At 69.4% G+C, this 26,285-nt stretch carries 23 protein-coding genes (1 of these 23 only partly in view); 7 read left to right on the forward strand and 16 right to left on the reverse strand.

Translation table 11 applies throughout. The annotated features are described in order from the left end of the window. Both ACWF7A_RS02795 and ACWF7A_RS02800 read left to right on the forward strand, forming a co-directional pair. On the forward strand, window positions 1–3,249 hold the 3' end of the coding sequence (locus ACWF7A_RS02795; protein WP_452248669.1) for a hypothetical protein. The gene continues 25,335 nt to the left of window position 1, outside the view; 3,249 of the gene's 28,584 nt are visible here — the last part of the coding sequence; the start codon falls outside the window, past its left edge; the stop codon is at window positions 3,247–3,249. 97 nt (window positions 3,250–3,346) lie between these two features. Beyond that, on the forward strand, window positions 3,347–4,192 hold the full coding sequence (locus tag ACWF7A_RS02800; protein WP_452248670.1) for an XRE family transcriptional regulator: 846 nt from the start codon (window positions 3,347–3,349) through the stop codon (window positions 4,190–4,192). Here the strand turns inward: ACWF7A_RS02800 and ACWF7A_RS02805 are convergent. From ACWF7A_RS02805 to ACWF7A_RS02860, 12 genes are all read right to left on the reverse strand, one after another. Continuing rightward, window positions 4,176–5,384, reverse strand: coding sequence for an MFS transporter (locus ACWF7A_RS02805; RefSeq protein ID WP_452248671.1), 1,209 nt, complete (start codon window positions 5,382–5,384; stop codon window positions 4,176–4,178). The genes ACWF7A_RS02800 and ACWF7A_RS02805 overlap by 17 nt on opposite strands. 139 nt (window positions 5,385–5,523) lie before the next feature. Further along, window positions 5,524–6,156 carry a hypothetical protein gene (locus ACWF7A_RS02810; protein WP_452248906.1) on the reverse strand — a complete coding sequence of 211 codons (633 nt, stop codon included), beginning with the start codon at window positions 6,154–6,156 and terminating at the stop codon, window positions 5,524–5,526. Window positions 6,157–6,779: 623 nt separating this feature from the next. After that, the gene (locus ACWF7A_RS02815; RefSeq protein ID WP_452248672.1) at window positions 6,780–7,430 is read right to left on the reverse strand and encodes a GntR family transcriptional regulator; all 651 of its coding nucleotides are present in this window, start codon (window positions 7,428–7,430) and stop codon (window positions 6,780–6,782) included. 21 nt (window positions 7,431–7,451) lie between these two features. Next, a complete protein-coding gene (locus tag ACWF7A_RS02820; RefSeq protein WP_452248673.1) occupies window positions 7,452–8,798 on the reverse strand; it encodes an ABC transporter substrate-binding protein in 1,347 nt (448 codons plus the stop codon). Next, the gene (locus ACWF7A_RS02825; protein ID WP_452248674.1) at window positions 8,795–9,700 is read right to left on the reverse strand and encodes an acetylxylan esterase; all 906 of its coding nucleotides are present in this window, start codon (window positions 9,698–9,700) and stop codon (window positions 8,795–8,797) included. The genes ACWF7A_RS02820 and ACWF7A_RS02825 overlap by 4 nt, the downstream gene beginning before the upstream one ends. Further along, a complete protein-coding gene (locus ACWF7A_RS02830; RefSeq protein ID WP_452248675.1) occupies window positions 9,694–11,853 on the reverse strand; it encodes a glycosyl hydrolase family 95 catalytic domain-containing protein in 2,160 nt (719 codons plus the stop codon). The genes ACWF7A_RS02825 and ACWF7A_RS02830 overlap by 7 nt, the downstream gene beginning before the upstream one ends. Then, entirely contained in the window at window positions 11,850–12,731 is an 882-nt protein-coding gene (locus ACWF7A_RS02835) for a carbohydrate ABC transporter permease (protein WP_452248676.1), read from the reverse strand. The genes ACWF7A_RS02830 and ACWF7A_RS02835 overlap by 4 nt, the downstream gene beginning before the upstream one ends. A 10-nt stretch (window positions 12,732–12,741) precedes the next feature. Further along, a complete protein-coding gene (locus ACWF7A_RS02840; protein WP_452248677.1) occupies window positions 12,742–13,689 on the reverse strand; it encodes a carbohydrate ABC transporter permease in 948 nt (315 codons plus the stop codon). 26 nt (window positions 13,690–13,715) lie between these two features. Next, on the reverse strand, window positions 13,716–15,668 hold the full coding sequence (locus tag ACWF7A_RS02845) for an alpha-galactosidase D (protein WP_452248678.1): 1,953 nt from the start codon (window positions 15,666–15,668) through the stop codon (window positions 13,716–13,718). A 31-nt stretch (window positions 15,669–15,699) separates the two neighbouring features. After that, window positions 15,700–16,788, reverse strand: a complete 1,089-nt coding sequence (locus ACWF7A_RS02850; protein ID WP_452248679.1) for a mandelate racemase/muconate lactonizing enzyme family protein — start codon at window positions 16,786–16,788, stop codon at window positions 15,700–15,702. A 254-nt stretch (window positions 16,789–17,042) separates the two neighbouring features. After that, window positions 17,043–17,498, reverse strand: a complete 456-nt coding sequence (locus tag ACWF7A_RS02855; protein ID WP_452248680.1) for an SRPBCC family protein — start codon at window positions 17,496–17,498, stop codon at window positions 17,043–17,045. 34 nt (window positions 17,499–17,532) lie between these two features. After that, the gene (locus ACWF7A_RS02860) at window positions 17,533–18,462 is read right to left on the reverse strand and encodes a D-2-hydroxyacid dehydrogenase family protein (RefSeq protein WP_452248681.1); all 930 of its coding nucleotides are present in this window, start codon (window positions 18,460–18,462) and stop codon (window positions 17,533–17,535) included. Between the two features lie 25 nt (window positions 18,463–18,487). Here ACWF7A_RS02860 and ACWF7A_RS02865 point away from each other — a divergent pair, with 25 nt between their 5' ends. Further along, window positions 18,488–18,934: a DUF3291 domain-containing protein gene (locus tag ACWF7A_RS02865; RefSeq protein ID WP_452248682.1), complete on the forward strand. Its 447-nt coding sequence runs from the start codon at window positions 18,488–18,490 to the stop codon at window positions 18,932–18,934. Here ACWF7A_RS02865 and ACWF7A_RS02870 read toward each other — a convergent pair. From ACWF7A_RS02870 to ACWF7A_RS02885, 4 genes are all read right to left on the reverse strand, one after another. Beyond that, a complete protein-coding gene (locus ACWF7A_RS02870; RefSeq protein ID WP_452248683.1) occupies window positions 18,931–20,061 on the reverse strand; it encodes a lipase family protein in 1,131 nt (376 codons plus the stop codon). The genes ACWF7A_RS02865 and ACWF7A_RS02870 overlap by 4 nt on opposite strands. 86 nt (window positions 20,062–20,147) lie before the next feature. Then, window positions 20,148–21,554, reverse strand: a complete 1,407-nt coding sequence (locus ACWF7A_RS02875) for an FAD-binding oxidoreductase (RefSeq protein WP_452248684.1) — start codon at window positions 21,552–21,554, stop codon at window positions 20,148–20,150. A 219-nt stretch (window positions 21,555–21,773) separates the two neighbouring features. After that, the gene (locus tag ACWF7A_RS02880) at window positions 21,774–22,871 is read right to left on the reverse strand and encodes a calcium:proton antiporter (RefSeq protein WP_452248685.1); all 1,098 of its coding nucleotides are present in this window, start codon (window positions 22,869–22,871) and stop codon (window positions 21,774–21,776) included. Between the two features lie 132 nt (window positions 22,872–23,003). After that, on the reverse strand, window positions 23,004–23,396 hold the full coding sequence (locus tag ACWF7A_RS02885) for an SSI family serine proteinase inhibitor (RefSeq protein ID WP_452248686.1): 393 nt from the start codon (window positions 23,394–23,396) through the stop codon (window positions 23,004–23,006). Window positions 23,397–23,640: 244 nt separating this feature from the next. On the opposite strand from ACWF7A_RS02885, the gene ACWF7A_RS02890 reads away from it, so the two are divergent. The 4 genes from ACWF7A_RS02890 (at window position 23,641) to ACWF7A_RS02905 (ending at window position 26,153) form a co-directional block, all read left to right on the forward strand. Then, the gene (locus ACWF7A_RS02890) at window positions 23,641–24,228 is read left to right on the forward strand and encodes a D-alanyl-D-alanine carboxypeptidase family protein (RefSeq protein WP_452248687.1); all 588 of its coding nucleotides are present in this window, start codon (window positions 23,641–23,643) and stop codon (window positions 24,226–24,228) included. 251 nt (window positions 24,229–24,479) lie between these two features. Continuing rightward, a complete protein-coding gene (locus tag ACWF7A_RS02895) occupies window positions 24,480–25,097 on the forward strand; it encodes a TetR/AcrR family transcriptional regulator (RefSeq protein WP_452248688.1) in 618 nt (205 codons plus the stop codon). Between the two features lie 57 nt (window positions 25,098–25,154). Next, window positions 25,155–25,622, forward strand: a complete 468-nt coding sequence (locus tag ACWF7A_RS02900) for a hypothetical protein (protein WP_452248689.1) — start codon at window positions 25,155–25,157, stop codon at window positions 25,620–25,622. Window positions 25,623–25,655: 33 nt separating this feature from the next. Further along, window positions 25,656–26,153: a COG4315 family predicted lipoprotein gene (locus ACWF7A_RS02905; RefSeq protein WP_452248690.1), complete on the forward strand. Its 498-nt coding sequence runs from the start codon at window positions 25,656–25,658 to the stop codon at window positions 26,151–26,153. Window positions 26,154–26,285 lie beyond the last annotated feature (132 nt).

The raw sequence follows: 26,285 nt of genomic DNA on the forward strand, positions 1-26,285 counted from the left end.
GCCGATCTGAGCACCCCGGAGAACCGCGCCAGGTTCGACGAGTGGGCCCACCAGCTGTGGAACACGATCGACGGCGCGCCGGGGCTCAGCACGGACGTGGACAAGGTCGCGGACCTCTTCAACCACGACAAGGGGTACAACCGCGGGTTCAACTTCGTGCAGGAAGCGGCGGTCGTCGACGTCCTGGGTGCTCCGGCGCTCGCCGACGCCGTCGCCAACACCCCGCCGAACCGCAACCCGGACTTCCACCCGTTCTGGGTGCAGCAGGTGCTCAGCGACGCGGAGGTCCTGCCCGAGGGCACGGTGAGCGCCGACGCGTTCACGCGGGCCGTGACCGACAACAAGGGCGTGCTCGGTGCCGCGCTGGGCTACGAGCTCACCGCGGACCAGATCAAAGAGTTCAAGACCACGTTGCAGGACAACGGCATGGTCGGCGAGGACGCCGACGCGATGCACAGCACGGAGGAGAGCGCGGACTGGTTCGACCCGCACAACCCGGTGTCCTCCCAGGCCATCGCGGATGCCCGTGCCACGACCCCGGCGACGAGCTGGGTGCGCGGCGAGGCGGGCGGCGTGCTCGACTCGACGAAGGTCGGCCCGCACGGCATCTCCATGGACGCCTGGCGCGGCCCGATCACCTACGACAACCGCGTCCTGGACGTCGACGGTGTGCCGGTGCGCGACTTCACCGTGCGGCTGCACCTGAACAACGGCACCGCCGAGGTCCAGGACCGCGCTCGCGCGGGTGTCGAGGAGATGTTCAACCAGGGGTACAAGCTGCCCAGCGGTGAGCAGTTCCACGTCACGGTCGAGTTCACGGAGAACCCGGACGACGCGCACGCCGTCGTCGACGTCACCGACGACCCCGAGGGCCGCGCGAACCAGATCACCTGGCCCTCGCACACCGACTCTCGGCGCCTCGCGCACGAGGTCGGGCACTTCCTCGGGCTGCGCGACGAGTACCTGGAGACCGGCGCCGTGAAGCCGATCTTCCAGCACCAGGACGGCAAGGGCCACGTCGTCAAGGACAACTCCGTCATGACGGCCGGCGTCGACGAGGCGGACTCGCGGCTCAAGCCGCGCAACCTCCTGCTGATCTCGGACCGGATGGCGGCGCTGCAGTCGCACAACCCGCCGCCGCCCGGCCCGGTGGAGCGGTCCGACCTGCCCACGCCGAACATGCCCAAGCGCGACAACGAGCACCTGGGCACCGACCCGTCCGCGGACCCCGTGAAGCGGGCCCGGGAGGACCTCGCCGAACTGTCCATCGAGGACGGGAACGGCGACGTCGAGATGGGCGGCCAGGACGCCAAGCCGTTCAACGAGCACGGGGTCCACAACGCGGCGTACGAGAACCTGGCCCAGGGCCACGAGCTCACGCAGATCACGGCGGAGAACTACCTCCAGCGGACGCGCGAGAGCATCGACGCCGACGAGAAGCCCTCGTTCGTGGTCAGCATGATCGTCCGGGCGGGCGAGCTCGACCAGCTCGACAATGTGATCAACGGCGTCATGGCCGGAACGCGGGACATGGACGGCCGCGTGGCGTTCGTGCTCGGCGTGAACGCCTCGACGCAGGCGGAGATCACGGCCGCGATCGAGGCCGCGGCCCCGGCGGTCCACGGCCGGACGGAACCGGTCGCGCTGGTCAGCGTTCCCCACGGCCCCCAGGGCTTCAAGTTCGGGCAGACGCGCAACGCGACACTGGAGAGCGACGCGCACGTGTTCGCGGTGACCGCTCTGGCTGCCACCGGGACGCACCCGTACGTGGCGGTCATGGACTTCGACGCGGGCGACCGCACGACCCGCGAGGGCGGGCACGTGTTCGACCACGTCACCCGGCTCACGGACGCCGACGAGGTCGGCCCCGCCGACGGTCCCGACGTCCCGATGCCGCTGCGGCCGTTGATGATCGGCGGCGGCTACCGGGTCGCCGTGGACGTCGGCCAGCTGCACACCGACGTCCTCGCCCGCATCGACGGCGACTCGAAGACGACGGACGCGCAGAAGGAGGCGCTGCGGGCCAAGCTCGCCGAGCCCGGCTTCCACGACCGGTTCGTGCAGGTCATCGACGCGGACATGCACGCGCGCCGCACCCAGCAGGGCATCCACCCGCTGCTGCCCTACACGCCCGAGCCGAACCTGTTCGTCGACGGCCTCGTGCCGCTCGCCGAGCCCTCGGTGCGGTTCGGCGAGGGGCAGGCGGAGTTCGGGCAGCTCGGCCAGTCGCTCAACCGCTTCTACGCGGCGGAGATCGCCAAGCTGCACACGCCGGCCGACGCCGCGGGCATGGACGCCGCGCTGGAGCTGGCCAGGGTGGACGTCCAGAACAACCGGCACCCGGTGCGCGGTCAGGCGTTCACGACCGACTTCGTGGCGGGCGACACCGGCACCGACCTGTCCCGGATCGCCTACGGGCTGCTCAAGGACGGCAAGCTGCCGCAGTCGCACACCGCGCTGCCGAACGTGTCGGAGCGGTTCCTCGACGGCAAGTCCTCCAAGGCGGGCACGAAGTTCGCCGACGAGCGCAAGCGCCTCGCCACCGGGGAGCACGCGGTCGTCGAGCCGTTCCTGCCACCGGCCGACGGGCAGACCTCGCACGAGTGGAAACCGCCGCAGAAGATGGCGACGCAGCTCGGCGCGCCGCAGAAGAACCGGATGAACCCGGCGGTGTCCGCACCGATGCCGGCGCCGTTCGACGAGCTGCAGGCGGGCATCCAGAAGGACCAGAAGGTCGTCGCGGCCCACGGGCTGGTGGCGTCCGACCACGTCAGCTTCTCGCAGCGGCAGCTGCGGTTCCTCAACGAGGACGTGCTGGTCCGCCAGCCCGCGCCGCCGGTCACCGCCAACGGCCTGTACGCCGTCGTCGGCCAGGCCCGCGGGGTGGACCCGGTGACGCTGCGTCAGCAGGTCGTCGGCCTGGCTGCGACCCACCAGGCCGTGACCAAGGCCGTGGCGGACTTCTCCGTCGGGCGGCCGATGCACCAGGGCCACCTGTACGGGGCGCTGGTGGAGAACCAGAACTGGCACATGCACGCCGACGCGGGCGAGAACAACGGCTGGCAGAACGCTCGTGACCTGCTCGGACACCTGATCGCGACGCAGCAGAGCGTCAACGTCCGGATCCACCAGGCGGGCCACGAGCCGGTGCTGCTGGTGCCGCTCGGCCCGCCGTTCCCCGACACCGTCGAGGTCGAGCTGGTCCTGGACGGCCGCCAGGTCACCTACCGGCCGTACCAGGCACGGTGAGGACCGCGTCCTGTTTCGAAGTCCCATCCGCGACAGCCGGGTCGGACTTCGAAACAGGACCTACGGCGAAACGTGCGGATGCATTAGCGTGACCAGCGTGGACGAGTTCGCGCAGGCTCTCCGGACGGCGATCACGAATCGCGGTCTCGGTCTGGAGCGCCTGCGCGAGCACCTCTCGCAGAACGGCGTGTCCGTCTCGATGGCGACGCTGAGCTACTGGCAGAGCGGCCGCAGCCGTCCGGAGCGGCAGAAGTCGCTGCAGGCCGTCGTCCACCTGGAACACATCCTGCAGGTGCCGCCGGGCCACCTCTCGGAGCTGCTGGGCCCGCCGCGCCCGCGGGGCCGCTGGCTGCGCCACGCCCCGGCGCCCATGTCCGCGTTCTGGCCCTCCCCCTCGCCCGTCGAGCACGCGTTGCACGGCCTCGACACGCAGTGGGACGACCAGCTCCTGCGCGTGAGCCAGCAGGACTTCGTGACGATCGGGGCGGACCGCACCGAGCGGGCCTTCCGGTCGAGGCAGGTGCTGTCGGCGTCGATGACCGGGCCCGACCGGTGGGTCGTGATCATGCACGTCGACGACCACGAACGGCCGTTGCCGCAGGTCAACGCCCTGAAGAACTGCACGGTCGGCCAGGTGGTGCAGGAGCCGGGCGAGGGTCTGCTGGTCGCGGAGCTGCTGTTCGACCGGCCGTTGCGCAAGGGCGAGAGCGTCGTGATCGAGCACGAGCTGGTGAACCAGGACCCGTGCCCGCCCGCGTCGAACTACGAGCGCAAGTTCCGCCTGCCGACGCGCGAGTACGTGCTGGAGGTGACGTTCGAGGGCATGGCGCCGTCGTCCGTGGTCCAGCTCGCGGACGGGTCGGTCGTCGCGCCCGGCCGCACGTTGCTGGACGTGGCGCTGGACGTACGACCCGGGGTGCGCGGCTTCAGCTGGACCTGGTGAACCCCTTCGAGCTCGGGACCAGCGCGGCGGCCGCGGGGGCGGCGAAGCAGACCAGCGCGCAGGCGCCCAGCACGACACCGCTGCCGAACTGCTCGATCGCCGGGGCGATGAAGGCCAGCCCGACCGGCGCGAGGCCGAACGAGAGCAGGAAGTCGAGCGAGAAGACGCGGCCGAGCTTGTCCGGTTCGACCTCGCGCTGCACCGCGGTGAACCAGGGGACGTTGAACAACTCCATCCCCATCCCCGCCACCACGTAGACGCCGACGAGCACGAACGGGTGCACCGGCAGCAGCAGGGCCAGCGGGACGAGGCTGTAGAGGGCCATGCCGGCGAGCGCCGCCCAGCCCGGTGCCGCCGGGCGCCAGCGGGCCATCAGCGCGGCCCCCGCGAGCGCGCCGAAGGTGTACGCGGTCGTGGCGGCGGCCAGCACCGCCTCCGTGCCGTAGCGGTCGCGGCTCACGACCGGCAGCAGGACGGCCGTCGCCGAGTACCCGAGAGCGACCATCGCGGTCAGCGCGCCGAGTCCGGAGAGCAGCCACGGGTGGCGGCGTGCCTCGGTCAGGCCTTCGAGGAAGTCCGCCACGAAGCCGTTCTTCCCGCTCGTGCTCTCCGGTGCCTTCGCCCCCTTGGGCGGCACGATCGTGGCGACCAGCCAGAGCACGGCGGTGACGATCAGCAGCGTCTTCGCGTCGGTCACGAGGGCCGCGAGGGCGGTGAGACTCGGCGCGACGAGCGTGGTCACCCTGATGGCGAGGGTGGTCGCGGCGTTGGCCTGCTGCCGCTGGGACTCCGGCACGACCTCGGCCACCAGTGCCTGAAACGCGGGCCTGCACCCACCCTGACCGGCGCCGACGATCGCGGCCGCGACGGCCATGAGCACCAACGACCTGCCCACGCCCAGCGCGATCACCGGCGTCATGACCGCACCGGTGAGGCATGCCCAGAACACGACGGTGCGCCGTGGGTGACGATCGGCCAGCACCCCGGCGACCGGGACCGCCACGAGGAAGCCGACGGTTCTGGTCGCGAGGACGACACCGAGGTCGACGGCGCTGATCGAGCGTTCGAGCACCGCCAGGCCCAGCACGAACGGCAGTGCCCACATCGCGAGCCCCGACGCGGTCATGCCGGTCCACAGCCGGAGGAAGGCCGTGTTCCGCAGGACCGAGGGTGCCGTCGCCTTCTCCGTCACGCGACCAAGGTCTCACTTCCGGCGGGTTGTTGACCACACCGAGATCACTATTCCCGGTGACCGCGCAACAGCCGGGTGTTCCCCCTGCGCCTAGAAGGGAACACCCGGCTGTTGCGCTGTTCTGTCCGTTGTGGACAGATCAGCCGATCTTCTCGATCCGCGCGTTGCGGATGAGGAACTTGCCCGGCTCGCGGACCTGTTCGAACGCCGCGTTGTTCAGCAGCGCACAGCTTCCGGACACCGACGCGACCTTGACGGTCGTGGACTTGTTGTTGTCGAGGTTCGTCACCTTGAGCGTGGTGCCGACCGGGAACGTGCCGCTCGACGCGGCGGGCGCGCCGCCCTCGCCGGACAGCGTCACGGTCGAGCCGTTGCAGACCTGCTGGCCGGTGGCGCCGTTGTCGCCGCCCTGGTTCGCGTCGGGCTGCTGGGTGGGCTGGGCCGTGGGCTGGTTGCCGGCGTTGTTGCCGTTGCCCGCGTTGCCGTTGTTGTTGCCCGCGTTGCCGTTGCCGGCGTTGGCCGCGCCGCCGTCACCCTGGCAGCCCGCCGCCTTGCGTCGCTGCTGGATGAGGTCGACCACGGCCTGGCGGTTCGCGATGCGCGCCTCGGACTGCGCGTCCGGAGCGGACTTCTGGCCCGCGATGAACGACAGGTTGTTCTGCAACGCCTTGTCCAGCCCGCCACAGTCCTCACCGGATGTCGCGGCCTGACCGGCCTCGGGCTTCGCCTGCACGGTGCCACCACAACCAGCGGCCGCACGCCGCTGGTTGATGAGGTTGACGACCTGCTGGCGGTTCTGGATGCGCGCGTCCGACTGGGCGTCGGGGTTCGCCTGCTGACCGGCGATGAAGTTCAGGTTGTTCTGCAGGGCGGTGTCCAGGCCGCCGCAGTCCTCAGCCGCGTTCGAGTTGGTGCCGCTGAAGGCGAAGATGCCACCGGCGACAGCGGCGACCGCCAGCACGGCGCCCGCGCCGATCATGGCGGGCTTGCGGTGTCGAGCGCCCATTCTGTGTCTCCTCGGGGGGTCGAACGGTGTTGTACCGATGACTACGGGGAGGTCACGGACGGGGTTCAAAGTGGGCTGGACCTTGTTGTTTTTAAATGGTTTTAAGGTTTTGGAGGTGGCGGTGATCTTGCTGGTCAGCGGGCGTTCTCCGGGGGTGCTGGGATTGTGCGGGTGAATCTTTCGGCTGATACCAGCGGAGCTGGTGGTATTGCCGGTGGCGTCGACGAGTCGGCTTGCGTGTGGCCGTTCGGATGCGTCACCTTGCGAGGGTGGTTGCGCAGGCAATGCCGAGCTGGAGCATTTCATCCGCCTCGGCTCCGCCATCGCGTTGCGTGGCAGAGGTGCTCGCCTTCGGCATTGCCTTGAGCGCGCGGAAAAGCGCTGCCGTCCTACATCCGGTCCAGCAGCCGCTTCCGCGCGATCTCCAGGTGCGCGGTCATCGCCGCACTCGCCCCCGCCTCGTCCTGTGCCACCAACGCGTCCACGATCGCGCGGTGCTCGGTGATCGTCTGGACCCCGAAGGGCTGCTGGAAGTTCAGCCGGAACAGGTGCAGGTGGCAGTGCGTCTTCGAGAAGGACTGAAGGACGGCGTCGTTCCCGGCGATCCGCAGGATCAGTTCGTGCAGGCGTTGGTCGTGGGCGGTGAGGTTCTTGTAGTCGTCGTAGGCGTTGTCGGCCGGGGCCGCCGGGCAGGTGGCCAGTTCCTCCTCGATGAGGGTGACGAACTCCGGTGTCATGCGGGCTGCCGCCAGGGCCGCGGACGGGGGTTCCAGCAGCAGGCGCAGGGAGTAGAGGTCGTCGACCTGTTTGCGGTTCAGCAGGTCCGTCACGCTGTAGCCGCGCAACGGGAGCCTGCTGACCAGTTCCTCGGATTCCAGGCGGGCCAGGGCTTCTCGGACCGGGGTCGGGGACACGTCGAGCGTGCGCGCCAGTTCGTCGATGTTCACCCTGGCGCCCGGCGCGATGCCGTCGCTCATGATCAGGGCGCGGATCTGCTCGTAGACGTCATCCGCCAGCACGCGCCTGGCCGGTATCCGCAACACCACTCCTGAGACTCCCGTCTAGTTCTTGGCCAGTATCTCCTGCGAGACGCGTTCCATCTCGGCGAACACGTCGTCGGAGCGCTGGCCTGCGAAGTACGCCTCGAAGAGGGGCTGTTCGGCGGACTGGACGGCGGAGCCGTTGGCGTAGGCGCTGGACGGGTACAGGACGCCGTCCTTCACGTACTGGTTGAAGACCGTGAGGTCCACGCCCTGGGACTTCATCGAGGTCACGGTGTTGTCCATGGCGGCGGGAATCGACGGGAAGAACGTGCCGGTGGCGCCCGCCCTGGTCTGGCACTCCTCGCCGCCCATGTAGCTGACCCACTTCCAGGTCAGGTCCGGGTTCTTGGTGCCCGCCCAGATGTTGTTGCCGTTCGAGTTGGAGAGGACGGAGCGGGTGCCGGAGGGGCCGAGCACGGTCGGGGCGATGCCCACCTTCACGCCCGGTATCTTGCCGAAGCCCGGGGCCGACCACGAGCCGCCCATGGTCATGGCGACCTTGCCGGAGCCGATCAGGTCGATGTCGGAGATCGTGGACTGGTTGCCGGTCGTGAAGGTGCCGAGCTTCGGGGAGAAGCCGCGGTCGGTCAGGGACAGGACCCACTTCATCGTCTTGGTGAAGCGCGGGTCCGTGTAGTTGAACTTGGTGGGCCACTGGTCCTTGTCGCCCAGGCGCCAGCCGAGCGTGTTCACGAACGGGGCCCACGAGGTCTCGCCGATGAAGCTGCGGCCCGCCATGGCGCCGATGCCGTAGGTCGCGATCTGGGTCTTGTCGAAGCCCGGCTCGTCGCCGCGCCTGCCGAACTTGTCGATCGTGAGGTGGGCGACGACCTTGTCGAACGTGCCGCCGTCGTCCGGGTTCCAGGTCAGCTTCCGCACGTCGGCCTCGGGCACGCCGGCCTTCGCGAGCATGTCGGCGTTGTAGTAGAACGCGGAGGCCGCCCAGTCGAGCGGGAGCGCGTACTGCTTGCCGTCGGTGAACTTCCAGGTCTCGACGCCCACCGAGTACCTCTTCAGGTCCACAGAGGACTTGGCGATCAGGTCGTCGAGCGGCATCAGCTGGTGCTGCGAGGCGTAGGCCTGCAGGAACTGGACGGAGTTCTGGAACGCGTCCGGCGCGGTGCCCGCCACGAAACCGGCGGTGAGCTTCGTGAAGTAGTCGTCGACGTTGTAGCGGGTGATCTTCACGTCGGTGCCGGGGTTGGCGGCCTCGAACGCCTTCTCGCACTCGCCGTAGGCGACTGCCTGCTTGTCGTCCCAGGTCCACCAGTTCACGGTGTTGCTGCCGGAGCCCGCGTCGGAGCTCCCGCATCCCGCGACCACCAGGGCTGTTGCTGCGACGAGGGCAGCGGCGGCGATTTTCATGGCTTCTCCAAGAGACGGGAACGGAAGGCTTCCAGTGCGATGTCGAGGTCGTCGGAGCCGCCCGCCTCGTGGGCGCTGTGCTCCCAGACAGCGATCTCCTTGGGTCCGGCGTACGCGTGGTAGGCGCCGAACACCGTGGACGGCGGCACGATGTCGTCCATCAGGCCGACCGAGAACCACGCGGGGGCCGTGGCCCGGGCGGCGAGTCCCACACCGTCGAAATAGGACAGTGTGGAGAAGATGTCCGAGCGCCGGTTCTCGGCGACGTAGGTGGTGAGCTCGGTGAACGGTGGGCGGCCGCAGACGTTCACCGCCCTGCGGAAGTCGCAGAGGAACGGTGCCTGGGTGTGCACGGCGGCGAGGTCGGGGACCAGGCCCGCCACGGCGAGCGCGATGCCGCCGCCCTGGCTGTTGCCGATCACGGCCACGCCGGCGGAGCCCAGGGCGCGCACGGCCTCGACCGCGCGGACCGCGTCGGTGAAGACGCGCCGGTAGAAGTAGGTGGAGCGGTCGGCGATGCCGCGGGTCATGAAACCGGTGCCGCCGCGCTGGTCCCGCACCTCGACCTGCAGGTGTGCGAAGCCCGCGCTGGCCCAGGTCAGGTTCTCGACCGCGCTGCCCCTGTTGCCGCCGTACCCGTGGAACTGCACGACCGCGGGCAGGCCGGAACGGCCCTTGGGCGTCCTCAGCCACGCGCGGACCCGGTCGCCGCCGAAGCCCGCGAACGACACGTCGTAGACGTCGAGCGTCCGCAACGGGGTCTCGACCGGCACGGCCTCGACCGCGAGCGCGACCGTACGAGCCTCGGCCAGCGTCTCGTCCCAGAACGAGTCGAAGTCGTCCGGCCGCACGTAAGAGCTGCGGTACTCCCACAGCGCGTCCAGCCCCAGGTCGGTCAGCAAGAGATCCTCCCGCGCACCTCGACGACGTCGCTCACGACGACCTCGGTGACCTCGCCGCCGATGCTCACCGGCACGACCGCCGAGGCGTCGCCGGACAGCCGCCGCACCCGCACGGAGACCTCGCCGTCGTGCCAGGTGACGTCGACGGAAAGCCCGCCACGGCAACGAAGTCCGCGCGCCGAGCCGCGGGACCAGCCGCCGGGCAACGCGGGCAGCACGTCGATCACGCCGTTGTGGCTCTGCACCACGACCTCGGCCAGGGCCGCCGTGAAGCCGTAGTTGCCGTCGATCTGGAACGGCGGGTGCGTGCTGAAGAGGTTCGGCAGCAGGCCGCCCCACTCCGAGCCGTCGAACGGCGCGTCGCGGTGCCGGTCGCCGGTGAAGGGCTGCGAGGCCTCGGACAGCAGCGACCGCACGGTCTCGCCGTCGCCCAGCCTGGCCCGCAGCGCCATCTTCCAGGCCCACGACCAGCCCATCGCGCCGTTGCCGCGGCGGTCCATCGTCGCCACCGCGGCGTCACCGAGAGATGTGCCGGCGGCGATCTGGCCGAGCGGGTAGACCGACACCAGGTGCGACATGTGCCGGTGCGCCGGGTCTTCCTCCGCGAAGTCGCCGGCCCACTCCCCCAGCCGTCCGCCGAACACCGGCACGGGACGCAGGCGCGGCAGCGCGGCCGCGATCTCCGCCAGCACCGGGTCGGCGCGGCCCGATGCCAGTGCCAGCGCCGAGGTCCGTTCGAACACGGCGCGGATCAGCATCACGTCCATGGTCACGGACCACGACAACGCTTGCGGGGAGCCGGAGGAGTCGAGGAACCAGTTCTCCGGCGACGTCGACGGGCACGTGTCGAGGTAACCGTCCGGGCCTTCGACGAGCCAGTCGAGGCAGAACTCGGCGCAGCCGCGCAGCAGTGGCCACGCACGCTCCAAAGTGGACCAGGTGCGGGCGAAGTCGTAGTGGTCCCAGGCGTGCTGGACGAGCCACGCGCCGCCCATCTGCCAGATCGCCCACGACGGCGCGCCGTGACCCATGCCGACCGGCAGCGACCAGCCCCACGCGTCGGTGTTGTGGTGCGCCACCCAACCCCGGGCGCCGTACAGCTCGCGGGCCACCTCGCGGCCGGTGACCGCGAGCTTCTCGAGCAGCTCCAGCAACGGGTCGTGGCACTCGGCGAGCCCGGTGACCTCGGCGGCCCAGTAGTTCATCTGGGTGTTGATGTTGATCGTGTAGTTGGACGACCAGGCGGGGCGCAGCTCACCGTTCCAGATGCCCTGCAGGTTCGCGGGTGGCGCACCGGGCCGCGACGACGAGACCAGCAGGTACCGGCCGTACGCGAACAGCACGGACGCGATGAGCTCCTCGTCCTTGCCGGCCAGCAGGTCCGGCACGTCGACGACCTCGGGAACGTCCCCGAACCGCACCTCGCAGGCGCCCATCAACGTCCTGTGGTCGCCGCGCCGCTCACCGGTCCAGAGCGACTCGGTGGTCGTGGAACTGGTGAGCGTGAGCAGCCAGCGTTCGCTCTCGGCCACCTCCACCGTGACAGTGCCTCGCTCACCGCCCCCGTACACCGGCGCCCCGACCTGCGGTTCGTGGCGGGGCGCGGAGTCGACCGGGATCTCGACCACCAGGTTCAGGCCGTCCCGCGACACCTCCCGCAACGGCGTGGAGATCTCGACGCCGCAAGGCACGGCACCGGTGATCTCCACGCACAGCGCGGAATCCGACGCCCACACCCGCCGCACGACGTCCTCGCCCGCGATGGTCATCCGCTCGGTGACCACCCCCGTGTCCAGGTCGAGCGTGCGGCCGTGGGACTCGCCGTCCGGCAGCGTGATCCACAGGTCCGCGTACGGCAGGAACGTCTGGCTGTACGGGCCCTCGAACGACATCAGCAACTCGGTCGCACGCCCCAGGTCACCGCCGAAGACCGCCTCACGCACCTGCGCGAGCCGTTCCGGACCCGCTCCTGCGGCGACGCGGTCCGCCAACGCCGCGGCAGGCCCGTCCGCGGTGCCCGACCACACGGTCGCGTCGTTGACCTGCACACGGGACCGCCCGGTCCCGCCGAACACCATCGCGCCGAGACGGCCGTTGCCCACGGGCAGCGCCTCGGTCCATTCCGCCGCCGCCGACGGCCAGTGCAGTCTCACTTGATCCCCGTGAAGCCGATGGAGTTGACCAGCCGCCGCCCGAAGACCACGAACAGCAGCAACATCGGCAGCGCCGCGACCAGCGTCGCCGCCATCAGGCCGGCCCAGTCCAGCGACGCCTGCGGTGAGGACTGCTTGAACACCGCGAGCGCGAGGGTGAGCGGGCGGACCGACTCGTCGTTCGTGACGAGCAACGGCCAGAAGTAGTCGTTCCAGGTGGTGATGAACTGCAGCAGCGTCAGGGTCGCCATCGGCGCGACGCTCATCGGCAGCACGATTCGGAAGCACACGCGCAGCGGCCCGGCGCCGTCGATGATCGCCGCCTCCTCGATCTCGTGCGAGAGCCCGAGCATGAACTGCCGCAGGAAGAAGATGTTGAACGCGGAGAACAGGGCCTGCGGGAGGATCATGCCGCCGAACGTGTTGAGCAGCCCCAGGTCCTTCATCAGCACGAAGTTCGGCAGCAACGTGAACACCGACGGCACCATCAGCGCGGTCAGCAGCACGCCGAAGACGACGTCGCGCCCCTTCCACCGCAACCGGGCGAACGCGTAGGCGGCCAGCGCCGACAGCCCGACCGTGAGGATCGTCAGAATCCCCGCGTACACGACGGAGTTCCACAGCGCGAGCGCCAGGTCGATGCTGGCACCCGAACCGCCTTCCGCCGCCGCCTCGGCGGGCGTCGCCAACCCCAGCGCCCGCTCGAACGGGCCCCACGTGAAGTGCACCGGCAGCAACGACGACGGGTCGGTCGACATCGCGAAGTTGTTGGACAGCGCGGTGCGCAGCATCCAGTAGAACGGGAAGATCGTGATCAGCAGCACGACGACCAGGTAGCCCCAGGCCACGCTCCTGCCAAGCCTCGAGGACAGGTTCACCGAGCCTCCTCTAGTCGGTGTCGGACTCGCCGGCACGGGCCATCCGCATCTGCGTGAAGGTGACCGCGACGAGCAGCAGGAACAGGGCGAGCGACATGGTCGCGGCGTAGCCGAAGTCGAACTGGCCGAAAGCCTTGTCGTAGATGTACATCTGGAGCACCAGCGACGCGTCCGCCGGACCGCCCTTGGTGCTGACCTGGACGATGTCGAAGATCTGGGTCGAGCCGATCACGTTCAGGATCACGACCATCACCAGGATCGGCCGCAGCAACGGCAACGTGAGCGAGCGGAACATCTGCCACTCCGACGCGCCGTCGATCCGCCCGGCCTCGTAGATCGTCGCGGGGATGGTCTGCAGGCCCGCGAAGATGAGGACGGCGTTGTAGCCCATGCTCTTCCACACGTTCAGCGCGGCCAGCGTGGGCACCGCCCAGTCGTTCGACGCGAAGAACATGATCGGCTCGCCGGTGACCCAGGTGACCAGCTGGTTCACGATGCCGAGCTGCGGGTCGAGCATCCACGTCCACACCAGCGCCGTGACGACGCCGGAGATGAGGAACGGCAGGATCATCAGCCCGCGGACCGTCGTGCCGACCCCCAGCCGGTGCAACACGACGGCGGTGAGCAGCGAGACTCCGATGCCCAGCACCACCGACAGCGCGACGAAGTAGACCGTGACGCCGAGCGAGTGCCAGAACCTGGTGTCTTCGAAGAGCTCCTGGACGTTCTCCAGACCCGTCCAGACCGGTGGGCTGAGGATGTGGAACTCGGTGAAGCTGAGGTAGACGCCCCGCAGCATCGGGTAGGCGAAGAACGTGCCGAACCCGAGCAGCGCGGGAGCGACGAGGAGCCACGCGACCCACGTGTCGTTGCGGCGGGAGGCGGGTCCCCGGCGTGGGCGGGGCGGAGGCGCCGTGGTGGCAGGTCCACGCACGACCTGGGCGCTTGTGTCTTGCACGGTTGTCACCACGGCACCTCCTGGTCCTAGACGCGGATGCTGTCGACGTCGAACACGGAGTCGTCCGGATTGCCGATCCGGATGGTGTTGTTGCCCTTCAACAGGTAGACGGGCACGGTCACCTTCTGCGGGGTGTTCCAGTCGTCGTCGTTGGAGCCGGCGACGGGCAGCTTGAAGCTGGTGCCGTTGACCGTGACGACGCCGGTCCGGCTGGCGTCGGCGGAGATGTAGGCCAGCTCGACGAGGTAGGTGCCCTCACGAGGCGCGACGATCGTCGGCATGGTGATGTTGCCGCTGCCGCCGATGTAGCCGACCTTGCTGCCGCCCGAGCACGCGCAGCCGTAGACGGTCGCGCCGCCGCCGGGGCTGCCCTTCTCCGCCTCGTACGTCACGGTCTCCTGCGGCGTCACGTAGTTCACGGCCTGGGAGCGGGCGCCGTTCTGCACGACGGTGAACTCGTAGGAGGTCGCCGGGGTGAGGCCGGTGACGGTCGCCTTGGTGTCGGTGGTGGTGGCGACCTTCCTGTTGCCCGCGTAGACGTCGTACCGGACGCCGGTCTTTCCGTACCACTTCAGGGACACGCTGGTCGGGGTCGCCGCGGTGCCCTGCACGACGCCGGGCGCGACCGTGCCGCGCGGCGTGACGGTGAAGAGCTTCGAGCCGTGCACCGGCAGGTCCTCGGTGATGGACCCGGACTTCTGGCCGACGTCCTTCTTCGCCCACACGTCGCGGACCTTCGCGTTGCCCCTGATACCGAGCCGGTCGAAGTCGGCCGTCACCTTCGCGGGCCTGGAGCCGAGGTTGAACAGCGCCACGGTGTAGCTGCCGTCGCGGTTGCGGGCGTACCAGACCTGCTGGTCGGACGACTGGTCCACGGGACGCGCCGGAACACCGGCCTGGTTGATGGCGATGACCTCGTTGTTGGTCAGCAGCTCGTAGCCGTAGTCATCGATCTTCGTGAGGTCGTCGCCGATGTAGAGCGGCGAGGAAGAGATCGACCACAGCGTCATGTAGCTCTGCCGCTCGGCCTCGGTGAGGCCGTCCATCTGGCCGTTGCCGACCGCGACGCTGTCGAGGTTGTTCCAGTGGCCGGGGCCCGCGTCGTCGATCCACTGCACGACGTCGTTCCAGCGCTGCTTCACCGACTGGTTCCAGGTGACGAGCGTGTCGCAGTAGCACTCGACGTCGGTGTCGACGCGCCAGCCGTTGGTGTTGGCCTTCCACACGTCGGCGTAGCGGTGGCTCAGCGCCCACGAGATGAGGAACTCGATGGGACGGCCGGTGCTCTTGAGCGCGGAGTTCCACGCCTTCACGTCGGTCGTGTTGTCGTAGCGCTCGCCGCCGCGGAAGCTGCCGGGGCCGACGCCGTCGAGCTTGAGGAAGTCGACGCCCCAGCCCGCGAGCGTCTGGGCCAGCGAGTCGATGTACTTCTGCGAGCACGGGTTCGCGAAGTCCATCTTGTAGGACGAGTCCCACCCGTTCGTCTTGCGCAGGTCGGGGTAGACGACGTCCTTGGTGGTGCAGCCCGGCGCGTTGTGGATCGGCGTCTTGCCGTCGTTGTACGCCTTGGGGTCCAGGCCGACCGCCAGGTACGAACCGAACTTCAGGCCCTTGCCGTGGATGTACTCGCCCAGCCACTTGAAGCCGCGCGGGAACTTCTTCGCGTCCACGACCGGGCGCCCGTACTCGTCGAACGAGCCGAGCCAGCCCGCGTCGACGTTCACGTGGTCGTAGCCGGCCTTCTTGAACCTCGCGGCCAGCACGTCCGCCTGTGCCAGCACGTTCTTCTCGTTCAGCCAGCTGGCGGGACCGTCCGGGTTGACCCCGGGGTAGTTGGTCGCCTGCAACGTCCAGCTGCTCCAGCCCATGTAAGGCTTCTCGGCCTTGGCCGCCGTCGGTTGCTGGGGTGCTTGGGCCACGGCTGCCGGGACCGCGATCAACGACGCGAGCAGGCCGGCAACGACACCTAACGCTCTCAAGACCACTCCTCTGTGATTTTCAGGCGGTGTTTCAGGCGACCCGAAGGTCTTCCATCGCGTCGCGGTCCCAGTCGATGCCGAGACCTGGTGCGTCAGGGGCGAGCGCGTGTCCGTCGAGGACGGTCATCTCGCTCTTGGTGATCCCGCGCAGCTGCGGGATGTGCTCGACGAACTTCCCGTTGGGCAGCGCGGCCGCGAGGCTCACGTGCAGCTCCATCAGGAAGTGCGGGCACACGTCGGCGTTGAACGCCTCGGCGACGTGCGCGACCTTGAGGAACGGCGTGATGCCCCCGATCCGCGCGGCGTCGACCTGGATGATCGACGCGGCGCCGCGTTCGAGGTACTCGCGGAACTGCGCCACGGAGTACAGCGACTCCCCCACCGCGATCGGGATGCTGGTGGCCCTGGCCAGGCGTTCGTGCCCGCTCACGTCGTCGGCCGGCAGCGGTTCCTCGAGCCAGGTGAGGCCGACGCCCCGGAACGCGTCCGCGCGCCGGACCGCCTCGGCCACCGTCATGGACTGGTTGGCGTCGACCATGATCGCGAACCGCTCGCCGACCGCCGCCCGGACGGCTTCGAGGCGTTCGACGTCCTCGGTCAGGTCGGGCTTGCCGACCTTCATCTTGATGCCCTGCCAGCCCTGCGCGGCCGTCTCCTTGGCGCCCGCGACGAGCTCCTCGGTGCCCAGGTGCAGCCAGCCGCCTTCGGTGTCGTACAGCGGGACCTCCTGCCGGAAGCCGCCTGCCACGCGCCACAACGGTTCCCGCGCCCGCAGGCACCGCAGGTCCCACAGCGCGGTGTCGACGGCGGCGAGCGCGAGCGAGGTGATCGCGCCGACCGTGGTGGACCGCGTGTACGCGAACAGGTCGTGCCAGACGTGCTCGATCCGGCGGGTGTCGGCGTTCGCGAGACGGGGCAGCAGGTGGTCTTTCAGGAGGGCGAGGACCGAGCTGCCGCCCGTGCCGATCGTGTAGGCGTAGCCGAGTCCGGTGAGCCCGTCGTCGGTCTCGATCTCGACGAAGACGGTCTCCTGCTTGAGGAACTGCTGGACCGCGTCGGTGCGGAGAGTCTCCACGGGAACGTCCACCTGGAACGCCTCTGCACGTCGGACCTTTGCCACGCCAACTCCTCGGATCTCTGATCCTATAGGATATTTGACGAGGATTGAACGCTGACGTTTCGAGCGTGTCAACGGTCGTTCGAGCACGTTCCCACGCCGATGACAGCGTTTTCAACGCGTCAGGGCGACCGGATCTCGTTCCGGTCCTCCGATGTCTGCAGCTCACCGCCCTGCGCAGTGCTGTTCAGACGTGTTGGAGTGTGAGTGAAGATGTGAGTGATTCTGTCCAGTTGCCGAGGAACGGACAGGAACGATCAAGCAGACTCGGCGGCGTGCTTCAGCCGCAGCAGCGTCGCCTCGATGTTGCGCTGGTTCGTCACGGCGCGGTCCCGCACGCCGGTCGCGAGCCGGGTGATCGGCACGTACCACCTGGGCCGGCGGTCCCACGTCGACTCGGTGACGCGGCACCCCTCACCGGTGGCCTCGATGTCGTACTGCCAGCGCGACACGGCCAGCCCCAGCGACTTCACCTCGAACGCGAACCTCGTCGCGGAGCAGTCGGTCACCGTGGAGGTCGTCGGCCAGATCCGCCAGCCGCGCTTGTTGATGCCGCGGAACCGGGCACCGACCCGTGGCCCCGGCGCGTTCAGCCACGTGCCGCCGGAGTACTCCTCGGCGCACTCGCCGAGCCCGCGGAGGTCGCTGACCAGCTCGAACACGCGCTGCGGCGAGGCAGCGACCTCGATGTGCGCGGAGGCGTCCGGCGTCATGCCGCCGAACTTACTACCGGTAGGTAACCGGCCGCTAGAGCTGCCGGACCGGTTCACCCTTGATGTAGGCGTGGATGTCCTCCACGGCCTCGGTGAAGTAGGTGCGGTAGTTCGACTCGGTGACGTAGCCGAGGTGCGGGGTCGCGAGCACGTTCGGCAGGCCGCGCAGCGAGTCGGTCAGCGGCAGCGGCTCCACCTCGAACACGTCCAGCCCGGCACCGGCGATCCGCTTCTCCCGCAACGCCTCCACCAACGCGGGCCCGTCCACGATGGCCGCGCGGGAGGTGTTGACCAGGAACGCCGACGGCTTCAGGCAGGCGAGCGCCGCGGCGTCGACCAGGCCGCGGGTCCGGTCGCTCAGCACCAGGTGGACGGACGCGAAGTCGCTCTGCGCCAACAGGTCGTGCAGGCCGGAGGCGAGCCGGACGCCCTCCGGCTCGACCAGGCCGGTGGTGAGGTTCTGGCTCCACGCCACCACGTCCATGCCGAACGCCTTGCCGACGCGCGCGACGGCCTTGCCCAGGTGGCCGAAGCCGAGCAGGCCGAGCGTGCGGCCGGCCAGGTCGACGCCGACGGTGCTCTGCCAGCGGCCGCCGGTGCGGAAGGCCGTGTTCTCGACGGCCAGGTGGCGGGCGAGGCCGAGGATCAACGCCCAGGTCAGCTCGGTCGGCGGGGTCTTGGCGCTGCCGGTGCCGCACACCGTGACCCCGTGCTCGCGCGCCGCGTCCAGGTCGATCGCGGCGTTGCGCATGCCGCTGGTGATCAGCAGCCGGAGCTTGGGCAACCGGGCGAACAGGTCGGCCGTGAACGGGGTCCGCTCGCGCATGATCACGACGCACTCGGCCTCGGCCAGCTCGGCGGCCGGATCGGCCAGGTGGTCGCGCAGCACCGTCACGTCGAGGCCTGACCAGTCGGCGTTCGCGAGAGCCACGCCCTGATAGTCGTCGAGCACCACACACCGCATGGGCCGATCATGTCAGAGTGGGCGCATGGGAGCCTTCCACCTGGCACAGGCCAACATCACGACCGGCAGGTGGGCGTTCGACCACTGGAGGATGCGCGGGTTCACGAGCCGGGTCGAGGCGATCAACGACCTCGCGCGGCAGGCCCCCGGCTTCGTGTGGCGGCCGACGTCGGAGCGGATGACGAACGACATGCTGCGCCTGGGCCGCGACCCGATGTGGGACGCGTTCAACCTCAGCGTGTGGGAGTCCGCGGAGTCGTTGTGGGCGTTCGCTTTCAGCGGCGTGCACCTCGAGGCGCTCAAGCGCACGAGACAGTGGTTCGCCCCGGAGACCGCGTTCGACGTGATGTGGTGGGTGCCGGCCGGGCATCGGCCGACGACCGAGGAGGGGCTCGCGAAGCTCCACCTGGTCCAGCAGGGGCCGACGCCGGAGGCGTTCACGTTCCGGCGCCGGTTCCCCGCTCCTGACTAGCAGTTAGGGCGGGTCTGCCCGCCTGCGAACCGGTCGCCCAGCCAGTTCATCGCGTTCGTGCCCCACGCGCTGACCGCGGTGACGTGCCCGAGCAACGGCAGCGCGGTCCACTGCACGTCGGCGCCCTGCGCGCACCACTGCGAGCGCAGCTTCTGCCCGACACCGAACGGGATCAGCTCGTCCAGCGTGCCGTGGTAGAGGTAGACGGGGGCGGCGGGCTTGACCGAGCCGAGCGTGTTCTCCCGCAAACGCTTCTGCCACAACGGGTCCTGGATGACGTCCGGCGTCGTCGTCAGCGAGTTGAGGCGCGTGAACGGTGCCACCAGGGCGATCTCGGCGACGCACGCCTCGCGGATCTGGTCGATGACCTGCTTGCCGCGGGCGTTCAACACCGATGACAGCGGCAGCTCCGGGTAAGCCGCGGCGTAGCCGGCTGCCGCCGCGAACACCAGGCCCGCACCCGCGTTGCCGTCGTTGAACTTCGCGACGGCGTTCAGGTCGGCCGGCACACCACCGGCGGCGACGCCGACGACGTTCAGCGAGGGCGCGTAGGACTTCCACTGCTCGGCGGCGGACGACGCGGCCTGACCGCCCTGGGAGTAGCCGAACACGCCGACCGGGGCGTCGGCGCTGAGGCCCGGGACGCCGCTCGCCGCCCGCGCGACGTCGAGCAGGGCGCGCCCCTCCGAACGGGACACCGCGTACGTGTGATCCCCTGGCGTGCCAAGGCCTTCGTAGTCCGTGACGGCGACGGCCCAGCCCTTGAGCATCGCCTGCGCGAGGAACGCGATCTCGACCTCGGTGCCGCCCTGCAGCTGCCGCGACGGCGCGCACTGGTCGCCCATCCCCTGCGTGCCCATCGCGTACGCCACGATCGGCCGCGGGCCGTTGGTCCACGGCAGCGGCGACACGAGCACCATGCCGGACACGACGGTCGAGCCGCCCGTGGCGGACGTGGAGCGGTAGCGGATGTCGTACGCCTTCACCGGCGCCGGTAGGAGCCTCAGCGGTTCCGGGTGCCACGCCACCTCCCGGCTGCTGACCAGCTCCCCCGGCGCGGCCGCGGAGGCGGGCGTGACCAGGGTGAACATCAGGAGGACGGCGGCGAGCACGGCACGGAGCTGCATCGTTGGACCCCTTTGTGGTAACCGGCGTTACCGCAATGTAGGGCCGAACGCCGCAACAGGACAATAGTCCGTTCGGCTTCAGGGGTTCACGCGAGGCCCTGCGCGAACGTGAAGACCCGGTCGGGGTCGTACTTGCGCGCCACCTCGCGCAGCCTCGTCAGCGACGAGCCGTAGTAGGTGTTCGCCCAGTCGGGCATCTGCGGGTCGATGTAGTTCACGTACCCGGTGGCGCCGAACATCTTGCCGAGCTCGTCACGCGCCACGCCCATCGCACGCCGCGCGTTCGCCTCGCCCGCCCGCAGCGTGAGCTCGACCTGGATGCTCGCCAGCGCGGTCCGGTGCGGGAACGCGGTGGCCGGGCCGCGACCGACCGCGCCTCCCAGGGCGTCGATCATGTTGTAGGAGTTGGGGGTGCTTTTGAAGATGTCCGCGAGCTTCTGCGGATCGGTGATCGGCTTGGTGAGCATCCGCGACGTGGAGACGTAGCTGCCACGCGACTGACCGCCCCCTCCCCCGTTCCACGACGGCTTGCACGAGCCGTCGCTGACCCGGCACCACGCGAACCGTTCCATGGCGGCGAGGAAGCTCTGCTCGGTCTCGCGCCGCGAGCTCGGCTGGGAGCCGACGCGGCGCACGAGGTCGTCCAGCAGCGGCTTGAGGTTGGCCGGCGTGCCCACGAAACAGCCGCCGACCTCGACGTACGGGTTCGAGCCGCTACCGGCACCCACGGTCGAGGTGAGCGCGTCCGGCGCCTTGCCCTGCCAGTCCGGCCAGACGCTGAGCAGCGAGGCCAGCGCCGCGGAGGGGAACTGCAGGGTGAACGTCGTGAGGTTGCGCGCGGGTTCGGTGCGGAACACGAACGACGTGACGATGCCGAAGTTGCCGCCGCCACCGCCGCGCAACGCCCAGAACAGGTCGGTGTGCTCCGTGGCCGACGCGGTCCGGTGCACGCCGTCGGGCGTCACGATCCGCGCGCTGACCAGCCGGTCGCTCGTCAGCCCGAACTGGCGTGCGGTCACGCCGATGCCGCCGCCCAGCGTCAGGCCGGAGATCCCGACCGTCGCGCACGTGCCCGCGGGCATCATCCGGCCGGCGCCCGCCAGCGCGACGTAGAGGTCCATCAGCAGCACGCCCGCGCCGACCTCGACCGTGCCGTCCGGGCGGACGTCGATCCGGTCGAGGCCGCGCACGTCGACGATCAGCGCCCCGTCCGCCGTGGAGTAGCCCGGATAGCTGTGGCCACCACACCGGGCGGCGATCCGCGTCCGGTCCTGGCGGGCGATCTCGATGCACCGCTGGACGTCCGCGGGGGTCGAGACCCGTGCGATCGCACTCGGGCGCTGGGCGTCGTACTGCGTGAAGTAGCCGAGCTTGGCGTCTCCGTAGGCGGCGTCGCCGGGCCTGATCAGCTGGACGTCCGTTGTGGACCTGCCGGCCAGCGCCGACACGGCTCCGAGCGCGGCCGACTGCAGAAGTGCCCTGCGACGCAACATCCCACGAACGTAGGAGCCGGACAAACCGGGGCACAACGGATCACGTGACCGGTCCGAATCCCGGAGCAGCGCCGTGGCGCGAAATTTGCCTGGTCGGTTCGCGGTCGGACGGGTGGATCGTGGTGCCGCCCCCACGTCCTCGTACTGGAACGCGTGGGGGCGGTGGCGCGAGCCGCCCTGCTGAGCGTGAACTGGCTCGCCGAATTTCGCGCCGCGGCGCTAGGGGTTCACAGCCAGGAACAGGAACGCCGCCAGCAGAACCAGGTGGACGCCACCCTGCAGGCGCGTCGCGCGGCCCGGCACGACGGTCAGAACGCTGACCAGCACCGTCAGCAGCAGCAGGATCATCTGCGTCGACCCGAGGCCGAGCATCAGCGGCCCGTCCAGCCAGATCGTCGCCAGCGCGATCGTCGGGATGGTGAGGCCGATGCTCGCGATCGCGGAGCCGTAGCCGAGGTTGATGCTGGTCTGGATCCTGTCGCGCAACGCGGCGCGGGCGGCGGCGATCGTCTCGGGCAGCAGCACCAGCAGGGCGATGACGACACCGACGAACGACTGCGGGAACCCGGCGGCGCGCACACCCGCCTCGATCGCCGGCGACTCGATCTTCGCGAGGCCGACCACCGCGACCAGTGCGACGAGCAGGAAGCCGAGCGAGGTCAGCGCGGCCTTGCCGGACGGCGCCTCCGCGTGTTCGTCGGCCTCGATCACGCCGTCCTCGTCGACGGGCAGGAAGAAGTCGCGGTGCCGGACGGTCTGGGTGAAGACGAACAACGCGTACAGGCCGAGGGACGCGAACGCGGCGAACGCGAGCTGCGGGCCGGAGAACTCCGGGCCGGGCGTCGTCGTGGTGAACGTCGGCAGCACCAACGTCAGCGTCGCGAGCGTCATGACCGTGGCGAGCGCGCCGCCGCTGCCCTCCGCGTTGAACAGGATCGTGTGGTGCTTGATGGCCCCGAGCAGCAGCGCGATGCCGATGATGCCGTTCGTGGTGATCATGACCGCGGCGAACACCGTGTCGCGCGCCAGCGACGAGGCTTCCGGGCCGCCCGACACCATCAGCGTGACGATCAGCGCCACCTCGATGATCGTCACCGCGACCGCGAGGACCAGCGACCCGTAGGGCTCCCCCACCCTCAACGCGACGACCTCGGCGTGGTGCACGGCGGCGAGCACGGTCGCGGCGAGCACGACGGCGACGAGCGCCACGAGCACGCCCCCGAGGTCACGTCCCCAGGTCAGTCCGAGCAGGACCATGCCGAGCACGGGGATGATGGTCGTCCAGTGGAGCAGCGGGAAGCGCGGGGCGGCGGCCATGATCCAACCCTCGCATACGGAGCGGCTCGCCCGCCATTCGGCCGAGCGCGATCTCACGTACGAGAAAATGTGGAGCGGAGCGCCCCTGCCGCGCCCCGCTCCACATTTTCCTTGCGATGCCGTGATCGATTCCTAGAAATCGAAGAGGGCACCGGTGTGCGCCAGCATGACGCACGAGTTCGGGTAGGTGTGCACCTCGTTGACGGGCTCACCGCGCCAGAAACCGAACATCGCGACCTCGACGGGGGCGTAGTGGAACGTGCACGCCCGGTCGTCCGCCTGCATCGTCCGCAGGTCGGTACCCGCGGAGGCGAGCGTCGCGCAGGCGAGGGCCCTGCGCGGGTGCCGGTCACCTCGTTCGCAGGTCAGAACGGTTGCCTTGAAGGCGCCGCCGTCGAACTCCGAGTACTGCGCGGTGAGCACGAGCGCCGTGCCCCGCTGCGCGGCCGGGGCGGCCTGAGCGGTGCCGGCGAAAGCGAAGAGCGACACGAACAGAGCAACGAACGCGAAAATGCGGCCGGACATGAAAGCGGTCCTCCTGAGACCTCACAAAAACGGGCCGGTTCTCGGCCGACGCAGATGTTGCCACCACGAATCACGGCAGCGAAAGGGGCCAGGAACTGTTCACCGATCACATTTGATCGGCGCAACTAAAGCAACATTGGGCCGAACGGATGTGTCGACCGCCACGTTCGCCGATGCAGAGCCGCCGACGGACTGTTACGGGTTGCTGACAGACGAGGTTGCGCGCCGACGTATTATTCGAATCATGTCCAAGACCTCCAGACGCGTCGTGTTCGGCGTGCTCCTGATCGTCACACTCGTGGTTTCCACCGGCGGCGCGCTGGGTTACCTGGGCAGATTGACGCTCGTGTTCGACCGCCATCCCGGAAAGTCACTCGCGATTGTCGAGGAAGTGCCCGGGCCACCGGACGGGCCGAACTGCCCGATCGACGCGCGGTACTTCGACGAGGACCCGAGGGGCCTGCGTCCCGAGGTGCTCAAGGCGTGGCTGACCCTGCGGACCAAGGCCTCTGAGCAGGGCGTGAAGCTCTGCCTGAACGATGGCAAGCGCAGCCGCCAGCAACAGCAGGCGGAGTTCGACGAGGCGGTCGAGAAGTTCGGGACCGAAGAACTCGCGTCGAAGTACGTGCTGAATCCGCCGGACCGTTCGATGCACGTGATCGGATTCGCGATCGACGTTCAGCCGATCGAATCAGCGAAATGGGTCGAGAAAAACGGCAGCACCCTCGGCTGGTGCCGCCGTTACGAAAACGAGCAGTGGCATTTCGAGTACAACTCCGGCTACCTCACCGGAGGTTGCCCCGCCCTGATCCCCAGCGCTACGGGCAGCTGAGCCCTCACGCAAAGGTCTAGTGGTGTGACTCAGAACGCGGGCGGCGTACCCGCACCCAGCAGGATCCGTCGCGGCACCGCCCCCACGCCCCCGTACAACCAGTACGAGGACGTGGGGGCGGCACCACGACACATCCGTCTGACCACGACTACACCGGCAACGTTCTGAGCCACACCACTAGACGCCTGGGGTGCGCCCAGGGTTGCGTCGCCGTAATCTGACAAGCCCAGTTACCAGATCGGAGCACCCCGGTGGCCCGTGCCTACGGCGGCATCTCGCCCGAGCAGCGCAGGGCCGAGCGCCGGGCGAAGCTGCTGCAGGCGGGCCTCCAGCTCTTCACGACCACCGGCTTCGCCACGACGAAGATCACCGAGGTGTGCACCGAGGCGGGCGTCTCCACGCGCAACTTCTACGAGGAGTTCGCCTCGAAGGAGGCCCTGCTCCGCGACCTGCACGACCTGATCAACGCCACGGCGTTCGCACGGGTCCGCGCGGCGCTTGACGAGCTGGAGACCGAGGACCTGACCGTCCGCGTCACGACGCTGCTGGACGTCTTCGTGAGCAGCGTGACGGCCGATCCCCGTGCGCCGCGCCTCAACTACGTCGAGGCCGTCGGCGTGAACGCCGAGATCGAGCAGCAGCACGTGCGCTGGGTGAGCACCTGGGCGGAGTTCATCGAGTCGGAGGCGCTGCGGGCGGCGAAGGCGGGGGTGGCGCCGCAGCGGTCCTACCGGCTCACCGCCATCGCGCTCGTGGGGGCCATCACGGGGCTGCTGCGCGAGTGGCAGGCGCACCGGCCGCCGCTCGCGGTCGACGAGATCGCCGCGGAGATCCGTGAGCTGGTGCTGGCGGCCATCACTCGCCCGTAAGGGTGTTCGGGACCGAAAGGGGCCACACGCCCGCGGCCGCGCTCGTACGGTGCCGGAATGGTCGAAATCCCGGCGGCGCTCGAACAGCTCGCGGCCGAACGCGGCCTCGGGCCGTGCGACCACCGGTTTCCCCGCCGCATCACGGCCCTCACCGTGCTCGGCGTGGTCAGCGCGACCGGCGTGGTCCTCCTGCTGCTGATGCTCAGCGCGGCTCCGGTCATCGTCGTGGCGCTGCCGATCTGGGTCGCCTGGCTGCTGCTGCAACGCCGCCGCGGCGGTGCCCTGTACCTGTTCGACGGCGGGTTCGTCGTGGTGCGCGGCTGGACGGTGCCGCAGGTCGTGACGTGGGACGAGGTCGAGGAGATCCGCCGCGAGGGCGTGGTCGTGACGGCGTTCCGGGTGCCCGTGACGGAGTCGAGCGACTACCAGGTCGAGCTGAAGGGCCGGCTGATGGCGGTCACGCTGGACAGCTCGTACGAGGACTACCAGCAGGCGGCCACCATCATGCGGGCCCGCGTCCGCTGAACCGGTCGGGTACCGCTGTCCGTAATCCCCCTTGTGAGTCGATTCGCCGTTCTCGCGCTGCTCGTGTGCCTGGGTGCCTGTTCCGCGCCGCCGGAAGAGGAGACCGCCACGCTGGACGAACTGGAGGCCGCTGCCGGTCCGGTCGCGGGGCCTACGCAGGTGCTTCCCGGAGACATCGCGAAGCTGCAGGTCGAGGAGTCGCCCGCGGTCGGTCCCGTCGTGGCCGACCGCGAGCACAACACCCTCTACTTCACCACCGCCGACGGCCCGTCGAAGCCGACCTGCCTCGAACCGGAGTGCACGCTCGTGTGGCCGCCGCTGCTGGCCGCGGGCGGCAGGATCGAGGCGCCGGGGCTCGACCAGGCGCTGCTCGGCACGACGAAGCGCCCGGACGGCCTGGAGCAGGTGACGATCGCCGGCAAGCCCGTCTACCGCTACGTCGACGACGAGGGATCCGGCCACACGACCGGGCACGGCGTGGACGACAAGTGGTTCGCCATCTCACCCGCTGGGACGAAAGCGGCGAAGTAGTTCGACGCCAGGCGCACGAGCGCCGCGTAACCTTCATGACACACACCGGTACCGGCTGCTCTCCCGAGTAGCCGGTTCGTCGCGTTCGGGTTACTCGAACGATTCGTTTGTACCGGAAATCCTGAAACCGGT

It is taken from the genome of Lentzea sp. NPDC055074, assembly GCF_053608005.1.

Coding starts and splice junctions, on each gene's coding strand:
- ACWF7A_RS02820 (WP_452248673.1), bottom strand. CDS start 8,798: ATGAAAATCGCCGCCGCTGCCCTCGTCGCAGCAACAGCCCTGGTGGTC.
- ACWF7A_RS02855 (WP_452248680.1), bottom strand. CDS start 17,498: ATGACGCCGGACGCCTCCGCGCACATCGAGGTCGCTGCCTCGCCGCAG.
- ACWF7A_RS02860 (WP_452248681.1), bottom strand. CDS start 18,462: ATGCGGTGTGTGGTGCTCGACGACTATCAGGGCGTGGCTCTCGCGAAC.
- ACWF7A_RS02865 (WP_452248682.1), top strand. CDS start 18,488: ATGGGAGCCTTCCACCTGGCACAGGCCAACATCACGACCGGCAGGTGG.
- ACWF7A_RS02870 (WP_452248683.1), bottom strand. CDS start 20,061: ATGCAGCTCCGTGCCGTGCTCGCCGCCGTCCTCCTGATGTTCACCCTG.
- ACWF7A_RS02875 (WP_452248684.1), bottom strand. CDS start 21,554: ATGTTGCGTCGCAGGGCACTTCTGCAGTCGGCCGCGCTCGGAGCCGTG.
- ACWF7A_RS02880 (WP_452248685.1), bottom strand. CDS start 22,871: ATGGCCGCCGCCCCGCGCTTCCCGCTGCTCCACTGGACGACCATCATC.
- ACWF7A_RS02885 (WP_452248686.1), bottom strand. CDS start 23,396: ATGTCCGGCCGCATTTTCGCGTTCGTTGCTCTGTTCGTGTCGCTCTTC.
- ACWF7A_RS02890 (WP_452248687.1), top strand. CDS start 23,641: ATGTCCAAGACCTCCAGACGCGTCGTGTTCGGCGTGCTCCTGATCGTC.
- ACWF7A_RS02900 (WP_452248689.1), top strand. CDS start 25,155: ATGGTCGAAATCCCGGCGGCGCTCGAACAGCTCGCGGCCGAACGCGGC.